Origin of the sequence: Mesorhizobium sp. LNHC232B00 (genome assembly GCF_000502435.1) — a bacterium.
GTDB classification, from domain to species: domain Bacteria; phylum Pseudomonadota; class Alphaproteobacteria; order Rhizobiales; family Rhizobiaceae; genus Mesorhizobium; species Mesorhizobium opportunistum.
On sequence record NZ_AYWP01000058.1, the window covers coordinates 1 to 17,115 of the forward strand.

At 64.2% G+C, this 17,115-nt stretch carries 17 protein-coding genes and 1 pseudogene; 4 read left to right on the forward strand and 14 right to left on the reverse strand.

What is annotated here, in order from left to right:
* On the forward strand, window positions 1-848 hold an 848-nt coding region (locus tag X743_RS138365; RefSeq protein WP_023769341.1), incomplete at its 5' end, for a DbpA RNA binding domain-containing protein.
* 98 nt (window positions 849-946) lie between these two features.
* On the opposite strand, the pseudogene X743_RS1000000172620 reads toward X743_RS138365, so the two are convergent.
* A pseudogene (locus tag X743_RS1000000172620) lies at window positions 947-1,104 on the reverse strand (IS5/IS1182 family transposase); the annotation flags it as partial.
* 81 nt (window positions 1,105-1,185) lie between these two features.
* Between X743_RS1000000172620 and X743_RS138355 the strand changes: the two are divergent.
* Window positions 1,186-2,070: an AraC family transcriptional regulator gene (locus X743_RS138355; protein WP_031258834.1), complete on the forward strand. Its 885-nt coding sequence runs from the start codon at window positions 1,186-1,188 to the stop codon at window positions 2,068-2,070.
* A 79-nt stretch (window positions 2,071-2,149) separates the two neighbouring features.
* On the opposite strand, the gene X743_RS138350 is transcribed toward X743_RS138355, so the two are convergent.
* Window positions 2,150-2,719 (reverse strand): DUF3291 domain-containing protein, encoded by a 570-nt coding sequence (locus tag X743_RS138350; RefSeq protein WP_031258835.1) that lies wholly within the window; start codon window positions 2,717-2,719, stop codon window positions 2,150-2,152.
* Between the two features lie 82 nt (window positions 2,720-2,801).
* Window positions 2,802-4,220 carry a glycosyltransferase gene (locus X743_RS138345; protein WP_031258836.1) on the reverse strand — a complete coding sequence of 473 codons (1,419 nt, stop codon included), beginning with the start codon at window positions 4,218-4,220 and terminating at the stop codon, window positions 2,802-2,804.
* A gap of 140 nt (window positions 4,221-4,360) precedes the next feature.
* Here X743_RS138345 and X743_RS138340 point away from each other — a divergent pair, with 140 nt between their 5' ends.
* Window positions 4,361-5,080: a DUF805 domain-containing protein gene (locus tag X743_RS138340; protein WP_023769346.1), complete on the forward strand. Its 720-nt coding sequence runs from the start codon at window positions 4,361-4,363 to the stop codon at window positions 5,078-5,080.
* On the opposite strand, the gene X743_RS138335 is transcribed toward X743_RS138340, so the two are convergent.
* The 7 genes from X743_RS138335 to leuD all read right to left on the reverse strand — a co-directional run bounded on the left by X743_RS138335 (window position 5,070) and on the right by leuD (window position 10,964).
* Entirely contained in the window at window positions 5,070-5,552 is a 483-nt protein-coding gene (locus tag X743_RS138335) for a GNAT family N-acetyltransferase (protein ID WP_023769347.1), read from the reverse strand. The two genes, X743_RS138340 and X743_RS138335, sit on opposite strands and share 11 nt — an antisense overlap.
* Window positions 5,553-5,558: 6 nt before the next feature.
* Window positions 5,559-6,662, reverse strand: a complete 1,104-nt coding sequence (leuB, locus tag X743_RS138330; RefSeq protein WP_023769348.1) for a 3-isopropylmalate dehydrogenase — start codon at window positions 6,660-6,662, stop codon at window positions 5,559-5,561.
* 196 nt (window positions 6,663-6,858) lie between these two features.
* Window positions 6,859-7,992, reverse strand: a complete 1,134-nt coding sequence (locus X743_RS138325; protein ID WP_051508651.1) for an IS481 family transposase — start codon at window positions 7,990-7,992, stop codon at window positions 6,859-6,861.
* Window positions 7,993-8,152: 160 nt separating this feature from the next.
* Window positions 8,153-8,503, reverse strand: a complete 351-nt coding sequence (locus tag X743_RS138320; RefSeq protein ID WP_031258838.1) for a VOC family protein — start codon at window positions 8,501-8,503, stop codon at window positions 8,153-8,155.
* Window positions 8,504-8,621: 118 nt separating this feature from the next.
* On the reverse strand, window positions 8,622-9,005 hold the full coding sequence (locus X743_RS138315) for a RidA family protein (protein WP_023769351.1): 384 nt from the start codon (window positions 9,003-9,005) through the stop codon (window positions 8,622-8,624).
* Between the two features lie 268 nt (window positions 9,006-9,273).
* The gene (locus X743_RS138310; RefSeq protein ID WP_031258840.1) at window positions 9,274-10,212 is read right to left on the reverse strand and encodes a hypothetical protein; all 939 of its coding nucleotides are present in this window, start codon (window positions 10,210-10,212) and stop codon (window positions 9,274-9,276) included.
* A gap of 146 nt (window positions 10,213-10,358) precedes the next feature.
* A complete protein-coding gene (leuD, locus tag X743_RS138305) occupies window positions 10,359-10,964 on the reverse strand; it encodes a 3-isopropylmalate dehydratase small subunit (RefSeq protein ID WP_023769353.1) in 606 nt (201 codons plus the stop codon).
* Between the two features lie 159 nt (window positions 10,965-11,123).
* On the opposite strand from leuD, the gene X743_RS138300 reads away from it, so the two are divergent.
* Window positions 11,124-11,549, forward strand: coding sequence for a GNAT family N-acetyltransferase (locus X743_RS138300; protein WP_023769354.1), 426 nt, complete (start codon window positions 11,124-11,126; stop codon window positions 11,547-11,549).
* 91 nt (window positions 11,550-11,640) lie between these two features.
* Here X743_RS138300 and X743_RS138295 read toward each other — a convergent pair whose 3' ends face one another.
* From X743_RS138295 to X743_RS138280, 4 genes are all read right to left on the reverse strand, one after another.
* Window positions 11,641-12,807 (reverse strand): FAD-binding oxidoreductase, encoded by a 1,167-nt coding sequence (locus tag X743_RS138295; protein WP_023769355.1) that lies wholly within the window; start codon window positions 12,805-12,807, stop codon window positions 11,641-11,643.
* 69 nt (window positions 12,808-12,876) lie between these two features.
* On the reverse strand, window positions 12,877-14,484 hold the full coding sequence (locus tag X743_RS138290; RefSeq protein WP_023769356.1) for an ATP-binding protein: 1,608 nt from the start codon (window positions 14,482-14,484) through the stop codon (window positions 12,877-12,879).
* Window positions 14,475-15,167 (reverse strand): response regulator transcription factor, encoded by a 693-nt coding sequence (locus tag X743_RS138285; RefSeq protein ID WP_023769357.1) that lies wholly within the window; start codon window positions 15,165-15,167, stop codon window positions 14,475-14,477. Before X743_RS138285 ends, X743_RS138290 begins: the two co-directional genes overlap by 10 nt.
* A gap of 3 nt (window positions 15,168-15,170) precedes the next feature.
* Complete coding sequence (locus tag X743_RS138280) at window positions 15,171-16,715, reverse strand: DUF4173 domain-containing protein (RefSeq protein ID WP_023769358.1); 1,545 nt, start codon at window positions 16,713-16,715, stop codon at window positions 15,171-15,173.
* Window positions 16,716-17,115: the final 400 nt, after the last annotated feature.

Sequence of the window (17,115 nt, forward strand, 5' to 3'; positions counted from 1 at the left end):
AGGACGATGTCACCGAACGAATAATTGGCAGCGCCCGCCGGCGCACCGAACGCCTGCTGCAGAGCGCCAAGCTGACGGCGACATGGGCAAGCCCGCCATCGGCCGACGACGTGATCCGGCGCGACGACGAGCGCATCCTTGCCGATCCGGCCTTCGACGAGCCGGTCAAGGACGACGAGCGCGCCTTCATCGACGCGCTTCTGAGCCAGCATGGCGCCGAGCAGGTGGCCGCCGCCTTCGTGCGCCAGTGCCGCGCCAGCCGCTCGGCGCCCGAGGATCTCATGGATGTCGCGCCGTTCACGCCCTCGCGTGAAAGACCGTCGGGCGAAGGTTTCGCGCGCCGCGACGAGGCGCCCAGCCGGCGCGACGATTTCGGCGCCAGCGTCTGGTTTTCGCTGTCAATCGGACGCCGGCAGAATGCCGAGCCGCGCTGGCTGATCCCGATGCTGTGCCGTACCGGCAGCATCTCGAAGCGCGAGATCGGCGCCATCAAGATGCAGCCGGAAGAGACCTTCGTGCAGATCGCCGCCGACTGGGCCGATCGTTTCCTGACGGCGATCGGTCCCGACCGCAAACTCCAGGGCAACATCGTGGTCAAGCGGCTGGACGGCACACCGGACCTGTCGCGGGCCGGCTACCAGCCGCCAAGCCCCGACAAGAAACCGCATCGCGGCAAGGCGCCGTTCGACCCCAACGCACCGAAGCACAAGTTCGAGAAGCGTGCACCGGCAGCCGAACGCCCCGCCGCCGCGCATGAGGCGAAGCCGTGGGCGAAGAAGCCGGGCAAGCCGAAATTCGACAATGCCGGCCCGCCGAAGCACAAGAAGGCGAAGAAGCGGCCAGGTTGAGCATGATGCCGAAAAGTATGTGAAACGGGTTCCCGTCCGCAATCGCATCAAAGCCAAGAGATAGAGTGGTTCGCCGTTTCCGTGAAACGGTGAACCGCACTCGCGCTGTCGATCATTTGGATGTCGCCGCCTTGTGCTGCCGCGATGGCATCCATCATGCGGCCTCCGCCTTTCACCAGCGCACAAAGCGATTGTGGCTGATCGTGCGCGAGCCGTAGCGCGCTGGCAGACCGCGCCATGGCGTCCAGGCCCCTGTTGATCCATGCCAAAATCGCAAGATCGGTCGAGCGCGACATATCCGGAAAGGCCTAGTTGGTGTCGCCACGGAGGAAGAGCGTTGAAGGCAGCACTTGAAAACTACCAAGCCCGAATGCAGCGGGTGCTGGACCACATCGACCAGCATCTGGATGACGATCTGGGCCTGGAGGCGTTGAGCGGTGTCGCGGCGTTCTCGAAATACCATTTCCATCGGCAGTTCACGTCCACCTTCGGGTTGTCCGTGCATCGCTATGTCCAGCTCGCCCGCATGAAGCGCGCTTCATACAGGCTTGCCGAAAGTGACGCCCAAAGCGTCACCGATATCGCGATGGATGCCGGTTATGACGCGCCGGATGCCTTCGCCCGCGCCTTTCGGCAACGGTTCGGACAATCGCCCTCGTCGTTCCGGAAGTCTCCCGACTGGGGGTCGTGGCTCATGGCCTTCGGGCCCCTCGAAAAAGCAAGGAACACACTCATGCAGATAATTTTTGATCACGGCGACGTGACGATCCGCGATGTGCCCCCGACGCCGGTGGCGATCATGGAGCATCGCGGAGACCGGGCGACGCTCCAGGACACCATCCAGCGGTTCATCGCCTGGCGTAAGGCCGCGGGCTTGTCGCCCGAGACAAGCCCGACCTTCAACGTCTTCCGTTCCGAAAGAGAGCCTGCGGTCCCGGCTGACTACAGCATGGACATTTGTGCCGGGACCGACCAACCGATCGAGGCGAATGACGCGCAGATGAAGGCTGGCGTGATCCCGGGCGGACGCTGTGCGGTGCTGCGCTACCCCGGCAATACCAACAATCTCGAGCCCGCAGCACTTTACCTTTATCGTGAGTGGCTTCCTGCCAGCGGCGAGGAAGCACGCGACTTTCCGATCTATTGCCAACGACATCTGTCCCACTTCCCGGAGGGGCCCCTACGCGAAGTGGTCGTTGAACTCTTTCTGCCTCTGAAATAGCTCGGCAGGGCAGCGGCCTGTCCCTTCCGATGGCAAGAAACGGACAGGCGGCTGTCGCTCCCATCTCGGCCATTCCGCATTATGAGTTCACGGTCTGGATCATTTGCTGCCGGCGTTCTTCATTCAAGCGCATGTTTTGCTTGACCACCTGGCTGTCGACTGTCGTCGAGCGGCCGTCTTCATCGAAACATGTCTTGAAATCGAAGGCAAAAGCGCTGGCCTTGTGGTCGTGGAGAAATTCGTGTCGGACCACGGCTTCCGTCCAGGTGGGCGTATAATCCCGCTCGACCCACCACAGCACATAGGGCGGCCAGGCGGGTTTGAGAAACCATTCTCGTCCGTGCCTCATCGCCTCCCTATGAATTCCGGCATAGGAGAATGCCATCGGCGATGCCAGGTCTTTCCACAGCGACAACGTCGATGGCGACCAACCGTCTCCACGTTCACTATAGAAGCGCGGAAAGACCTGCACGCCCCAGCTTTCGGGGCCGGGCTCTTCATCATAGCCCGATCTGGCGATGAATCCCACGCTCGTTTCGGCGATCAGAAAATTGCGATCGTTGCGGTCATGAAAGCCCTGGTTCACGGGATCACTGGCTGGAGCACGGAATATGCCGAAAGTGTACAGGGCAAGTCTTTTGCTCTTCATTTTACCTCCGCCAAACAGCCCTGTTGCACTCGTTTTTCTCCATTGTTCCAGGCCAGTAACGGATCGAAACCGGCCGGTTCGGTCAGGCGTTCGAAGCCCGGGAGACCGACGCATGCAGGCCGGCCTTGATGGCGGCCCAGCTTGCCGATGCAGGCGTCGGGCGGTGCTGCTTGGCGATGCGCTCGGCCAGCGACGAGCGCCAGGCGTGGTCCTCCGTCATCCTGCAGATAGCCGCATACCAGCCGGCTTGGTCATTGGAATCGATCGCCGGCATCAGCCCGCCGGTCGCTTCGATCAGCGACGGCGCCGTCGACACGATGACCGGGACGCCGAAATCGAGACATTCCGAAGCGCCGTAGCCCCAACCTTCGATATGCGAGGGAAAAACGCCAAAGGTGGCGCTGCGATAATATTGGATGAGCTGCTCGTCGCTGACCAGCCCGGTGAAGGTGATCGACTGGAGCAGTTCGGGATGCGCCTTGAGAAAGGCGCGCAGCGGCTCGATCATCCAGCCCCAGCGCCCAGCGCAGACAAGCCTCGGCAGCTTGACGCCTTCTTCCAGCGCCTGCTGCCAGATCCGCGCCAGGAGGATGTGGTTCTTGCGCACCTCGATGGTCGAGCAATAGATCACGAACGGCTCGCCGGTCTCGATGCGCGACGTCGCGCCCATGCGCGATGCCGTCTCGTGCAGGATCGAGGGCATCGGGAACCGGTACACGACCGGCGCGGCCATGCCGGCCTTGCGCATGTGATCGGTCAGCGTGACGCCGACTTCGTCGGAGGCACAGAATGCCGGGGCGCCCAAGCGCACGAGGTGTTCGATATAGGACCCGAAGCGGCGTTCACCAGTGCCCGCTCCAAGCAAATCGGGACGCAACGCCGGGATGATATCGTGGCAGAGGAAGGCAAGCTTGCCGGCGTCGCCGGAGACGGCGGACCGGTCTTCCTGGGTCAGGATGTGATGGCTGATCAGCACGAGGCCGCGTTCAACCTCGACCGGCAGGGGTGGAGTCAGCTGGCTTAGGCGGACCCTGGTCCGCCGGTAGAGACGATAGGCGCGGATAAGCAGCCGGGTCGCCTGGTAGACGATCCCCTTACGACCATTGGTCACCGCGTTGGCCAGATGGCGATCCGTCTCGCGCCTCCCCGATGGATATTGCCTCACGGCCTCGAAGGCCTGCGACAGCGCAGCGCGCCTTCCTGGCCACCGTGTGACATGATGCGGTGAAATCTCGCCTGCCGCGACATGGTCTTGTTCATAGGGTGCGAGTGGTCCGAACCGGCCGTCCCCAGACCTGAACGCGACCACCTCCACGCAAGGGTCGGGATCGGCCAGCGCCGCGTTGACGAGAAAGCTTTCCACCCGCGGGATGCCGGCCAGCCCCTTGCCGGGTGGCCAGAGCATCAGGCCGGTGGCGTCGATCGCCAATACAGAGGGGGCAGGCCTCTCGGCCTCGCCGGCTTGCGTCGCGACACTGGCATCAGGGCACTCGGCTGTCATTGTCTGCTTTGGGCGAGGATGGCTGCTTCTGACGCCTTATGCTTCATTTGCCGCTGATATGGTAGCCATGGCGCATGGCTTGCCCATGGGCGCGGCCCCATGCGACACCTTGGCAGGGACATTGGCGACAGGGGTGGCGCATGCGCGGCGAAGTTCTTCACTATGACGAGGACCAGGGCTTCGGCTTCATCACCGGAGCCGACGGTAACCGCTACACCTTCACCCGCGAGAACCTGCGCCGGCAAACCGCAATGACCAAGGGGACGGTGGTCGAGTTCCAACCGGGCGGCGGCCAGGCGCGCGATGTTTTTTCGATCGCCGCTGCGAGCCCGGTTGCCTCAAGCCTAGCTGCCGACGCCGCTTTGAGCGCCGCACCGGCTCAAGCTGGTGCGGCACCCGCAGCCGCCCCATCGCAGGCACGGCATTTCGGCCGCTCCTCCGAGCCGGCCGAACCCAGCGACCTCTGGGGTTATTTCTGGCGGGGCGTGACCCAGAACTACTTCAATTTTGCCGGCCGCGCCCGCCGCAAGGAATATTGGGGCTATTGCCTGTTTTGGACGGTTTGCCTGCTGATCATCGGCGGCATCGGCATCTTCGCCGATATCGAAATGGGCAATTTCGACAGCTCCGAGATGCCCGCGATGACGATCGGGCTTTTAGGCATGTTCCTGCTGGCCACCTTTCTGCCTAGCCTCGGCATGATCGTGCGCCGCCTGCACGACCTCGGCCTGACCGGCTGGCTCTGCCTGCTGATCCTCATCCCGACCTTCGGCAGCCTGATCATCCTGGTCTTCGCCCTGATCCCGACGCAGGGGCGCGAAAACCAGTGGGGACCGGTGCCGGCGGGCGTCAGGGTTTGATCTTCTTCAAGGCGGCGCCAGACAATCTGAGGAAGATCTTCTGGCCGTGGCGCTCAGCGCCAAGCCGGTCGTAGAAACGCAGCGCACCCTCGTTCCAGTCCTCGGTGGTCAGGTCGATGCGGCCGATGCCTTCGCGCATGCAATGGCCGGCGAGAAAGCCGATCAGCGCTCGGCCGACACCGCCGCCCCGGGTTCCGTCCAGCACGAACAGATCCTTGAGGAACAGAAGCCGCTCGAGATCGATGCCGGGATGCGCGATCGCCACCGACGCCAGCCCGCCGACCTCTCCGCCGACGAAGGCGAGCGCGAAATGTGGATAGGCCGGGCTTTCCTCGCCAAGCCATTTGCGCGCGGCCGACAGGGCCCGGTCTGGGTCGAGCGGCGATTGCTTGTAGTGCACCGCCATCGCACACAGCATGGTGGCAAGTGCGCTGGCGTCGCCAGTCGTCGCCCAACGGACGGCGACCGCCATGGTGGATCAGCCCAGGAATTTGGCGATGATCGCGTCGCCCATCTCGACCGTGCCGACCTCGGCCATGCCGGGCGAGAAGATATCCTTCGTGCGCAGGCCCTGGTCGAGCACGGCGGCGATCGCGCCTTCCAGCCTGTCGGCTTCATCGACCATGCCGAAGGAATAACGCAGGCACATTGCGAAGGAAGCGATCATGGCGATCGGGTTGGCGATGCCCTTGCCGGCAATGTCCGGCGCCGAGCCATGCACCGGCTCGTAGAGCGCCTTGCGCTTCTTGGTCTTGGCGTCGGGCGCGCCGAGTGAGGCCGACGGCAGCATGCCGATCGAGCCGGTCAGCATGGCGGCGATGTCGGACAGCATGTCGCCGAACAGATTGTCGGTGACGATGACGTCGAACTGCTTGGGCCAGCGCACCAGCTGCATGCCGCCGGCATCGGCCAGCATGTGGTCGAGCTTGACGTCGGAATATCTAGCCTTGTGGGTCTGGGTGACAACCTCGTTCCACAGCACGCCCGACTTCATGACGTTGCGCTTTTCCATCGAGGTGACGTGGTTCTTGCGCGTCCGCGCCAGCTCGAAGGCGACGCCCGAAATGCGTTCGATCTCGAACGTGTCGTAGACCTGGGTGTCGATGCCGCGCTTCTGGCCGTTGCCAAGGTCGATGATCTGCTTGGGCTCGCCGAAATAGACGCCGCCGGTCAATTCGCGCACGATCAGGATGTCGAGGCCTTCGACCACTTCCTGCTTGAGCGAGGAGGATGCCGCCAGCGCCGGATAGCAGATGGCCGGGCGCAGGTTGGCGAACAGCTCCATGTCCTTGCGCAGCCGCAGCAGGCCGGCCTCGGGGCGCACCTCGTAGGGCACGGCATCCCATTTCGGCCCGCCAACGGCGCCGAACAGCACCGCATCCGCCGCCATAGCCTTTGCCATGTCGGCATCCGAAATCGCGGCACCATGCGCATCATAGGCGCAGCCGCCGACCAGGCCTTCGTCGGTGGCGAAGTCGCTGCCGAGCTTTTCATTCATGGCCGCGATCAGTTTCTTGACCTCGGCCATGGCCTCGGGGCCGATGCCGTCACCGGGGAGCAGGAAAAGATGCTTCGTTGCCATGAAAACCGTCCCAGAAAGATTTGAACCGGCGCTTTGCTAAACGCCAAGCGCTTGCGACGCAAGGGGACGAGCGCCGAGATCCTTCACGCCCCCTCTGCCTTGGAACGGTGAGACCGCTAATCTCCCCCCTTGAGGGGTGTTTGGACCGGGGACATCGCGAACAGGTGTGCGAGGACATCGCGAACAGTTTTGTCACTTATCGTCTGCAGAGGTTGAGGTCGACTGTTTCTATTTTCTGATGTCTGAAGAAGGCTTGGAAGACGCCGTCCTTTCCGGTGGGGATGAAGGCCACGGCTTTTCCGCCAAATGCCTTGGAGAGGCGCAGGATGTAGCCACACAAGGCGACGCGGCCCTCTTTCTGGACCTTGCGAACGATGGCGCCTTTTGGGTAGTCGAAGGCTTCGACGGCCTCGCTGAAGGAGCGCGGCGAGGGTGTGTATCTGTCGAGGGGGACGCAGCCGTTGAGGCCATCGTGAGGTCTCTCGGCGTTGTAGAGGTCGCGCCAGGCATCGAAGGCATTCTGCGCGCCCTCGATATTTTCGAAGGCAGGTCCGGCCATCGCCTCGGCCTTGAGCGAGCGGTGAAAGCGTTCCTCCTTGCCCAGCGTCTGCGGGTGCAGGGGCCTGGAGTGGGAGACGGCGACGCCGTGTTCGATCAGCCAGACGGTGAAACGTGTGAAGTTGCTTCGTCCACCATCTCCCCATGGCGGACCGTTGTCGAAAGCCATGCGCTGCGGCTGTCCATAGCGGCGAAAGGCGGCAATCAGGTGGGCTTTGACCGTTTCGCCGGTCTCGTTGATGCAAGCCTGCAGCACGACAGAGAAGCGCGAATGATCGTCGAGCGCGGTCAGCGGATGCAGCCGGCCGCCCTGCCGCAATGCCACATGGCCTTTGAAGTCCATCTGCCACAGATCGTTGGGGGCGGCATGCTCGAAGCGCCCGAACGGCTTGGCTCCACCCCCCAGCAAGCCCAGCTCGACGCCGTTGCGATGCAGGATCCCGGTCACCGTGGAGGGTGCAGGCGAACCGGTTCCTTCGCGCCGCAGCACCTTGGCGATCTTGCGTCCGCCCCAGGCCGGGTGTGCCCGGCGCATGCCAAGAACCGCCGCCTCGACCGCATCGACGCTGCGCGACGGGCTCGTCGCCGGGCGGCGCGACTGCTCCGCGAGCCCGGCCTCGCCATGGGCGCGATACCGCGCAATCAACTTGTGACCACAGGTGCGGCCGATCCCGAAACGACGACAAAGCGCACTGACATTGCTGCCGTCCTGCGCAGCAAGACGCACAAACTCCAACTTCCCATCCATCACACTGGTGTCCCCAAATGGCATCGCGAACCTCCCGGCGCAAAGCACGCCAAACTGTTCGCGATGTCCTCGCACACCTGTTCGCGATGTCCCCGGTCCAAACACCCCCTTGAGGGGGAGATGTCCGGCAGGACAGAGGGGGGCGCTGTCCCGCCAGCGTCTCGCAATTCCCAGCGCCTGAGCTTCACCGATGCGAGAGAATGTTGACCAGCCGGCCGAACGGATCGCGCACATAGAAGCGGCGCACGCCCCAGGGCTCGTCGGCCGGCCCGTATTCGATGGCAAAGCCTGCCGTCTTCATGCCTTCGAGCGCCGCCTCGACATCGTCGACCTCGATCGAGAGATACGGCACCGGCGTGCCGGAGCCGCCTTGGGCCATGAAGGAGACCTGCACCTGCATCTCCGCCTCGGAACCGTAGGTGGCGATCCAGCCAAGGTCCATCAGGACGTCGAGGCCGAGCACGTCCTGATAGAAGCGCTTCGCCGCCGCGATGTCTTGCGTGGCGATATTGGCGACCATGCGCCGGACCTTCATGGCCTTGGCCTCAACTACCTGGAGCAATTCCAGGAAAAGTGTGAACGGTTTTCCGTCCGGAATTGCGTCAAAACAAAGAGATAGAGCGGTTCGCCGTTTCGTGAAACGGTGAACTGCTCTAGGCCGAGCGCCGCAGCGCCGTCACCTCGATTTCGATCTTCATTTCCGGCTTGTTCAGCTGGCAGACGATCATCGTCGCCGCCGGCCGGATGTCGCCGAACGTCTCGCCCAGGATCGGGAACACCACGTCCACGAAAGCCTGGTCGGTGATGTAGTAGTGCGCCCGCACCACATCGGCCATGGCAAAACCGCCGTCCTCCAGCGCCTTGCCGATCGTCGCCAGGCAGTTACGCGTCTGCGCCTCGACCGTCTCCGGCATCGTCATGGTCGCATAGTCATAGCCGGTCGTGCCGGACACGAAGCACCAGTCGTCCTGCACCACCGCGCGCGAATAGCCGGCGGTCTTTTCGAACGGCGAACCGGTGGAGATGAGTTTGCGCATGGGAGGCCTCGCGGATGGTGTGGCATTTTGCAGGGAAAGGGCTGGGCTGACCATGGGCCAAAGCGGTTGATGTCGGCGGGACAGCGCCCCCCTCTGCCTTGCCAGGCATCTCCCCCTCAAGGGGGGAGATTGTAGTCGTCCCGGCTTTCGCCAATTATTGCAGGAACGAGCGGAGCGCCGAAACAGCCAATCTCCCCCCTTGAGGGGGAGATGTCCGGCAGGACAGAGGGGGGCGCGAAGGATCGCGGCCTCACAGCAGGAGCCCGTTCTAATTCGCTTCGCCCAGCGCCTTGTCCAACGCCGCCTTCACATCGGCCGGCCAGGTCTTCACGTCAGGCCAGGCGTTTGGCTGGCCATTGTCGCCGCGGCGGGCGAAGTAGAGCTTGTGCTGGGCCGGGTCGACGGCCATGAAGCCGTCATTGCCGCCGCAATCATGCGGCACGCAGCCGCTGGCGTAGAAGGCGCCGGACGCGGTCTTTTCCGTGCCGCCGCCGACCAGCAGGCTGGTCGCCACGTCGGGCATGTCCTTGCCGAGCAGCGTCTCGGCTTGCTTGTAGACGGCCTCGTTGTGGAAGGCGTCGATGATGTTCTGGTACTTTTCCGGATCGATGTCTTTCCAGTCCGTGCCAGGTTCGGGCATGTAGGTCAGATTGCCTGAAATCGTCAGCCCGTCCGTCGGCGACCATTGCAAAGCCGGCTTCTGATCGCCCGGCAACAGATAGGGCACGAAATAGATGGCGTTGTCGGACACCGCCGAGGGCGGCGCGCCGCACTCGTCCTGCTCGACCTTCGTGCTCTGGATGGCGCCGCCTTCCGGCTTCCAGACAATCACCGTCGCCGGCCCGCATTGATTGCCGCCATCGCCAACATCGAACAGCGCCACCTTGACGCCGCCGACCTCGACGACCTTGTCGAAGAAGACGTCGTAGTTGCTGGCCAGCTGCTTGCCGTCATAGGCGAGCACCTTCTCGCCATCCTGCTCCGGCTGCGTGATGGTCAACTGGCCGCCCTCGAAGGGTATCGGGCCCTGGTTGTCATCGTCGGCAGCATCGGCGGCGCCCGTTCCCGTCCCCTGGTCGGTGGCCGGCTTTTCGGCCGACGGCGCCGGTTGCGCGGCCGGTGTCTCAGTCTGGGCAAACGCGCTCGCGGCGGGCATCAGCAACAAGGCCAACCCGCAAACGCCGGCGAGAGCAATTCCCCTGGGAATTGCGTCGAAACAAGGAGGTAGAGCGGTTCGGCGTTTCCGGGAAACGGTGAACCGCTCAAGAAGCGAACGCGCCATGACTGTTCCTCCCCTTCAGTCGCCGCAAACCCGGCCTGGGCGGCCGGGTTATATCTCCAGCAGAGTCCCGCTCAGGCCCAGGGGCGCTGTTCGGCGTTCTTCTTCTCGAACGAGGCGATGGCGCCGGCCTTCTCCATGGTCAGTCCGATATCGTCGAGGCCGTTCAAGAGGCAGTGGCGTTTGAAGTCGTCGAGGTCGAAGGTGACCACGCCGCCGTCCGGGCCACGGATTTCCTTGGCTTCGAGATCGACCGACAGCGTGGCGTTGGAGCCGCGCGAGGCATCGTCCATCAGCTTCTCGAGATCCTCGGGGCTGACGGTGATCGGCAGCACGCCGTTCTTGAAGCAGTTGTTGTAGAAGATATCGGCGAACGAGGTCGAGATGACGCAACGGATGCCGAAATCGAGCAGCGCCCACGGCGCGTGCTCGCGCGACGAGCCGCAACCGAAATTGTCGCCGGCGACCAGGATCTGCGCTTTGCGGTAGGCCGGCTTGTTGAGCACGAAATCCGGATTTTCCGAACCGTCGTCCTTGTAGCGCATTTCGGCGAATAGGCCGGTGCCAAGCCCGGTGCGCTTGATCGTCTTGAGATAATCCTTCGGGATGATCATGTCGGTGTCGACATTGACGATCGGCATCGGCGCGGCGACGCCGGTGAGCTTGGTGAATTTTTCCATGGCTTTGGCCCGTTTTTTCGTTGCGGGGGGAATTTGCTGAGGCACGGTTTACACAAAGCCGCGGGCAAATAAAAGGCAATCGTTTATATGAGGAAGCCACACGCCGGCCGCGCAAAAAACAGCTTCGAATTGGCCGCCCGATGATGCAGTCTGGCGGACATGGCTCAAAACCCCCTCGTCCTGTACGCGCGCGAAGCAGCGCTCGACATCGCCGAATTCCGCCGTGTGCTGGTGGAATCCGGCCTCGGCGAGACGCGGCCCGTCGATGACGACGCGCGCCTGCAGGCGATGCTTTCAGGCGCCAACCTGGTGCTGACCGCTCGTCTCGACGTGGAGGGCAAGCCGCTGATCGGCGTCGTCAGGGCCGTCACCGATTTCTCCTGGGTCTGTTACATATCGGAGCTCGCCGTCTCCCGATCGGCGCAGGGTCTCGGCATCGGCAAGGGCCTGATGGACGAGGCACGGCGGCAGCTCGGCCCCTCCGTCGCCATCAGCCTGATTTCGATGCCCGACGCCGTCGGCTTCTACGAGCGCATCGGCATGAAGCGCATGCCCGATGCCTTCTGGTTCGGCCGGAGGGGCTGACTTTTTCTCCAGTGGCTACTGGCTGGCAGGGCTACAGAATTAAAAAACGCTGCGCAGCGGTCCTTCGCGCGCCCCTCCTGGTCTGCCGGCGTCAAATCACGTTCAATTCCCGGAACGCCCTTCCTTCTGCAACCCGGCCATAGCCGAACGCCGCGCAATCCACCGTCCGGTAACTGCCATGCACGATGAGTTCAGCCAGCGCCTTGCCGACCGCCGGCGCCTGCTGCAGCCCGTGACCCGAAAACCCATTGGCGAAGATGAAATTCCCGACCTCGGGATGCGGGCCGATCACCGCGTTCTGGTCGAGCGTGTTGTAGTCGTAGTGGCCGGCCCAGGCGCGAGTCGCCTTGATCGCCTCGAAGGCCGGAATGCGGGTCGCCAGCACCGGCCAGATCACCTCTTCGAACAGCGGCCAGTCGACCTCGAAATCGCCGGGCGCGGCCGGGCCGTCGCCCTCTTCGGGTTCGGCGCCGCCGGTGAGGTAGACCGAGCCTTCCGGGCGCACATAAATGCCGGAGGGATCGACCAGCAGCGGCATGTCGGCATATTTCTCGCGCGCCTCGAAAACGAAGACGTTGCGCTTGCGCGGCTCGACCGGCAGCTCGAGCCGCGCAAAAGCCGCGACCTTGCCGGCATTCGGCCCGGCGGCGTTGACGACGATGCCGGCTTCCAGCGCCTGGCCATTGTCGAGGCTGACGCCGGTGATGCGGTTGCCATCGCGCGCAATGCCGGTGACATCGGCGGTGATGAAATCGATCTTCTTGTCGCGCAGCGCCCTGCGGAACAGCGTCAGCATCGCATGCGCGTCGAACCAGCCTTCGCCGGTGCGGCCATAGGCGCCGGCGGAAATACCTTCGGTCGACAGCCAGGCGAAGCGCCGCGTCAGCTGCTCGGCGTCCTCCAACACGATGTCGGCGCCCTCGGCGATCTGCGCCTCGTGATTGGCCTTCAGGATCGGCAGCCCGGCTTCCCCGGCAAGGATGAGATAACCGCCCTCGCGGAAACCGATATCCGCATCGGTGCCGAACTCTTCCTTCAGCCGCCGGAACAGCTTCAGCGTGAACTGCGACAGCCGGATGTTTTCCGGAATGGAGAATTGCTGCCGGATAGAGGCCATGGACAGCGTCGTTGCCGCCTGCGCGAATTGCGGATCGCGCTCGATCAGCGCGATCGAGCCGGAAAACCCTTGCTCGCGCAGGTAGTAGGCGATCGAGGACCCGACGATGGCCCCGCCGATGATGACGATGTCGTAGCGCACGCTTTATGCCTCTCCAAGCCTAGAGAATGATCCCGAAAAGTGGCCGCCGGTTTTCGGAAAAGATCATGCTCACTCTGATACTACCGGCAGAATGATCTCGAAGCGCGTGCCGGGCTCGCTGTCAACCAGCCGGATCATACCATCATGCGCTTTCAGGAGGGCCAGCACGATGCCGAGGCCCATGCCAGTGCCGCCGGTGGAGCGCCGCGTGGTGAAGAACGGTTCGAAGATGCGCGCCTGGTTGCTCGGCGAAATGCCGGCGCCGTCATCCCCGACCAGCACCGTCGCCTTGCCGCCGGCGCTTGCAGCGATGATCGAAACCTGAGTCGCGCCGTGCCGGGCCGAATTGTCGATGAGATTGCCCAGCACGATCGCCGCGTTCTCCGCCGATATGCGCAAGGCCAGGTCGCCGCCGGCCTCGACGCGAACCGCCAGCCTGGTGTCGACCGGGAGCAGGGCGAGCGCTGCATCGATCGAGGTGCTTTGGCCGCTGGGCGCGAGATTTTCCGCCCGTGCCAGGTCGAGCAGCTTCCGCACCAGCAGGTTGAGCCGGCCGGCATCGGTGACGATGTTGTCGGAAAAGCGCCGGCGCTCCGCATCGTCCATCGCCGAGCCGGAATCGCGCAGCAGCTCGGCCGCGCCCTGGATCGCCGTCAGCGGCGATTTGAGCTCGTGCGAGACATGGGTGGCAAAGGTCTGGATCGAGTCCGATCGCGCCTGCAGTTTTTCAGCCATGTCGAGGAAGGCGACGGAAAGCTCGGCCATCTCGTATGTGCCGTGGTGGTCGAGCGGCCGGATCGCGTCGCGGTCGCCGGCGGCGATGCGCTCGGTGCGGTCGATCAGCGCATAGATCGGCCGGCTGACGGTGCGCAGGAAGACCAGGCCTATGAGCAGCGTGCCGCCGAGGATGGCGATCGCCGCCAAGGTCACCTTGCCGCGCTCGCCATAGAGGTGCTTGACGATGTTGTTGGGCGTCCGCGACACATAGACCACGCCGGCGACCTTGCCGTCGACGGCCACCGGCAAAGCGACGAAGACACGCACCTTGGTGCCGCGACTGACCGAATAGAGCGGCGGCGTCGGCTGGTCGGGAATGCGCAGCCGGAGCGCGCTGGCATAGCGGCCACCGAGCGCGGTGCGCACCTCCTCGACCTCGCCGAGCGACTGCCCGACCTCGCCGCGCCCGACGATGACGACGCCCCGGGGGTCGAGCAGCCGGAAACCGGCCAGCGTGGTTTTCTGCGTGGCGTCGAGAATGCCGGACAGTCGCGTTCCGATCGCGGCGAAGGCGGGATCGGCGATTGCGGGCGTCGCCGCCGGCCGGGTCGGAAGCACATAATCCGAGGCGAGATCGAGGCGCGGCTCGATCGGCCGGTAGCGGCCGTCGGGATTGGCGCTTCGGCTTGAGATCCCATTTGCCCCAGGTGTCGGCGCGCCAAGCTTTTCCGGCGCGATGCCGGCGTCGCGAACGTCCTGCGCGTAGATGGCGGCGATGGCCGCGCCTTGCGCGATCAGTTCCGCCTCGGTCTGGCGGATCAGTTGGTTTTCGTAGAGGCGAAAGAAGAACAGGCCGACCAGCGGCAGCGCCATCACCATGACCAGGATGGCGACGACGACGGTGGCAAGCCGTGGCCGCCATTTGCGGCCGATCCATTTGCGCGAACTGGTCAGCCGCATCGGCCGAGCCGGAAGCCGACGCCGTGCACCGTCTCGATGGCGTCAAGGCAACCCGCCGCCGCCAGCTTGGCGCGGATGTTGCGGATATGGCTGTCGACGGTGCGGTCGGCGACATGGACCTTGCCGGCATAGGCATTGGCCATCACCGCGTCGCGGTCGAGCACATGCGCCGGCCGCGCCAGAAACCCTTTCAGGATCGAGAATTCTATACCCGTCAGCGACAGCGGCTTGCCATCGAAGCTGGCGCCGTGGCTGGCCGGCACCAGAATGAGCTTGCCATGCGCGAACTGCCTGTCGTCGGCCGGTTCGGGCGCCATCGGCCGGGCGCGCCGCAGGATGACGTTGACGCGGGCGACCAGCTCGCGCGGGGAAAACGGCTTCGTCACATAATCGTCGCCGCCCATTTCGAGACCGAGGATGCGGTCGATCTCCTCGTCCCGTGCCGACAGGAACAGCACCGGCACATCGGATGTGTGCCTGAGCCGCCGGCAGACCTCCAGCCCGTCCATCTCCGGCATGCCGATGTCGAGCACGACCAGGTCAGGTGTGTGCCGTTCGATCGCTCGCAGAGCGGCCGCGCCGTCGGAAACGGCAGCCGTCTTCATGCCGGCTTTTTCCAACGCAAAGCAGATCACCTCGCGGATATGCGGGTCATCGTCGGCGACGAGGATGTGATGCGGCATGGATCAGCGGTCCGGCGCGGTAGGTTGCGAGGGCTGAGGAAGCACGAGCGACCCCTTGCTGTCGAGATAGCGCAGCAGGCGCCAGTCGCGAAAGCTCCAGGCCCGCCAGTTGTTCTGGACGCTGCGATACCAGCTTTCGTCGCTGTCGCGCATACGCTCCAGCTCGCGGACAGCGCCGGCGGCAGGCGTCTTGTCCTGGTGATCGAAGAACCGGTCGAGCGCCGGAAACGCGCCCGGGCCGAGCGAGCGCAGATACCAGGCGTCGAGGGGAATGCCCTGGCCGGTCATTTCGAGGGAATGGTCGACATTGTAATTGGCGATCGTTGCCGCGAAGTTGATGAAGCAACAGCCATAAAGCGCCAGGGATAACGTCAGAAGATTGGCGGAGAACAGCCATTCGTTGGATTTTCGCAGTGCGATGCGGGCGATGATCAGCGCAAGGCCCGCCGCCACCAGCCCCATCCACACGAAAGCCGCGATACGCCAATAGGTCAGCGCATAGATGCCGACATAGAGGTCAAGCCGCAGGATCGACGAGATGACCAGCATGATGTTCTGCGCCACCCAGGCATAGACCAGCCGGCGAATGACCAGATCGGCCGAGGTCGCGCTGCCGGGCCTGAGCGCTGCCAGGACGAAACCGGCGGCGAGCAGTGCGGTGACAACAAGCGGATAGGCGCCGCGATGCGCATAGGCGGCGTAGCTCAAGCCGTCGGGAAGGCCGGCACCGCCCCACAGATAGGTGACGTCGAGCCCGGTCTGCAGCGCGAACAGCACGTTGAAGACAACAAGCGCGCGCAGGATGGCCGCCTTGCCGAAAACGATATCCTCGATGACGTGAACCTGCGGATTGGTCGCCGGCTGAGCAGCCGGGACATGGTTTGGCCGGGAAGCGCGCCGACGAAATCGCGGCAGGCGTGGCCGCAAAAAGGCCCAGACGCCGGCGAGCACGAACAACCAGAAGGCAATGCGCGCCAGCTGGATGAGATCGAGCAGCTTCAGAAGGTCGACCAGCGACAGCCAGTAGCCGATGACCGGATTGGCGGCGCCGAACAGCGCCAGGAAGACGGCGCCCAGCGTCAACGGCATCACCCAGACGGCGATCGCCGCCAGCCGGACGCGGCGCCGGCCGAACCGGCGCGCTGTCCTGCGCCAGCGGATGAAATCGCCAACGAACCGAAACGGCGCCGCGAGCCAAAACAGGGCGATCTGCCGGGCAATGCGGGTGGGACCGTGCCGCAGGCGCCCGCTCAGCGAAAGCGCGAACACGACAAGGGCCGCAAGCGCGATCGAGACGGACAAGGCGCTGGCATTTTCGGCGAGCGGCAGCAGCGCGACCAGCAGGGCGGCGGGCTTCAGCCAGACCCTGCTATCGCTGAAGGCCGCGGGATGCACGGCCACGACCGCGGCGGCGATCAGGATGGCGAACAGCAAAACCGTGATGCCGACCGGCTGGCCGTAGAACAGGAAATCCGCCAGCACGACCAGCAGCAGCGCAATGCCGAAGCGGCTGCAATAGCTTGGTGCCGCTGTGAAAAACGATATCATGAACCGACCTTCCTGGCTGCTTCTGGCCTGGCTGCTTCTGGCCTGGCAGCCTCTGGCCTGATCGCATCCGGCCGCATTGGCGGCGGGCTCTTGCGGACAAAGGGAATGAGGATGGCGGTGGGATCCGCGCGCGGCGGATCGGGCAGCCACCAGCATTCACTGCGCAACCGGTAGGGCAGACGGGGGCTTGCTCGCTTTTGCATGCCGTCTGTCTCGCAGGCCGGCAGGGAAACCGTGCGGCGGATACAAGGAGGTTTCCCGCAGTCGCGTGCAGTTTTCGTGCAGGGATGGAGAGGGCGGCTTCTACCTCCCCCTTGTGGGGCTAGCGTGCGCACACATTTGCTTCGTGCTTTGATCAAGCGTGAAGAAGCGACGCCGGAAAATGGCTTGAAGCGTTTGA

What these genes read in the sequence shown, in the direction of transcription:
- X743_RS138350 (WP_031258835.1), bottom strand. Translation starts at nt 2,719, where the DNA reads ATGAAGAGCAAAAGACTTGCCCTGTACACTTTCGGCATATTCCGTGCT.
- X743_RS138345 (WP_031258836.1), bottom strand. Translation starts at nt 4,220, where the DNA reads ATGACAGCCGAGTGCCCTGATGCCAGTGTCGCGACGCAAGCCGGCGAG.
- X743_RS138340 (WP_023769346.1), top strand. Translation starts at nt 4,361, where the DNA reads ATGCGCGGCGAAGTTCTTCACTATGACGAGGACCAGGGCTTCGGCTTC.
- X743_RS138335 (WP_023769347.1), bottom strand. Translation starts at nt 5,552, where the DNA reads ATGGCGGTCGCCGTCCGTTGGGCGACGACTGGCGACGCCAGCGCACTT.
- leuB (WP_023769348.1), bottom strand. Translation starts at nt 6,662, where the DNA reads ATGGCAACGAAGCATCTTTTCCTGCTCCCCGGTGACGGCATCGGCCCC.
- X743_RS138325 (WP_051508651.1), bottom strand. Translation starts at nt 7,992, where the DNA reads ATGCCATTTGGGGACACCAGTGTGATGGATGGGAAGTTGGAGTTTGTG.
- X743_RS138320 (WP_031258838.1), bottom strand. Translation starts at nt 8,503, where the DNA reads ATGAAGGTCCGGCGCATGGTCGCCAATATCGCCACGCAAGACATCGCG.
- X743_RS138315 (WP_023769351.1), bottom strand. Translation starts at nt 9,005, where the DNA reads ATGCGCAAACTCATCTCCACCGGTTCGCCGTTCGAAAAGACCGCCGGC.
- leuD (WP_023769353.1), bottom strand. Translation starts at nt 10,964, where the DNA reads ATGGAAAAATTCACCAAGCTCACCGGCGTCGCCGCGCCGATGCCGATC.
- X743_RS138300 (WP_023769354.1), top strand. Translation starts at nt 11,124, where the DNA reads ATGGCTCAAAACCCCCTCGTCCTGTACGCGCGCGAAGCAGCGCTCGAC.
- X743_RS138290 (WP_023769356.1), bottom strand. Translation starts at nt 14,484, where the DNA reads ATGCGGCTGACCAGTTCGCGCAAATGGATCGGCCGCAAATGGCGGCCA.
- X743_RS138285 (WP_023769357.1), bottom strand. Translation starts at nt 15,167, where the DNA reads ATGCCGCATCACATCCTCGTCGCCGACGATGACCCGCATATCCGCGAG.
- X743_RS138280 (WP_023769358.1), bottom strand. Translation starts at nt 16,715, where the DNA reads ATGATATCGTTTTTCACAGCGGCACCAAGCTATTGCAGCCGCTTCGGC.